At 74.4% G+C, this 528-nt stretch carries 1 pseudogene; it reads right to left on the minus strand.

Annotated elements, in window-relative coordinates:
• Positions 1-307: 307 nt before the first annotated feature.
• Positions 308-528, minus strand: a pseudogene (locus tag G3I78_RS47470) (cell division/cell wall cluster transcriptional repressor MraZ); the annotation flags it as partial.

Consider the following 528-nt stretch of genomic DNA (forward strand, 5'->3'; position numbering starts at 1 on the left):
CACGAGGACGGCGACGGGCTCGGCCAGGGCGGGGGCGAGGAGGTCGACGCACCGCTGGAGGAGGACCGGGACGTGCCGCTCGGCGGCGTCGTCGGGGGTGCTCGTCATGTCCGTCTCCTCTCCGTGCTGGTCGGTGCTGGTCCCTCGTGGTCCGAGCCGGTCGGTGGCGGCCGCGCCGCCCGGCGGTGCTCCTCGCCGGGCCGGTCCCGTACGGTCAGGTCTCCCTCCGCGTCCTTTCTGGCGCCGGGGAAGTGCGTCAGACCGGGCGGGAGGAGGCCTCAGCGTGCGGGAGCCGTGGGGCGTGACCCTAGAAGCGCAGGTCCGGGAACACCTCCTCGGCGGTGTCGGAGTACGCCGACTCCTGCTCCGCGAGATACGTCTCCCACGCCTGCGCGTCCCAGATCTCGACCCGCGTGCCGGCGCCGATCACGGCGACGTCGCGGTCGAGCCCCGCGTACGCCCGCAGGGGCGCGGGGATCGAGACGCGTCCCTGCTTGTCCGGGATCTCGTCGCTCGCCCCCGAGAGGA

This window comes from Streptomyces sp. SID13726, from assembly GCF_010548375.1.
GTDB lineage: Bacteria > Actinomycetota > Actinomycetes > Streptomycetales > Streptomycetaceae > Streptomyces.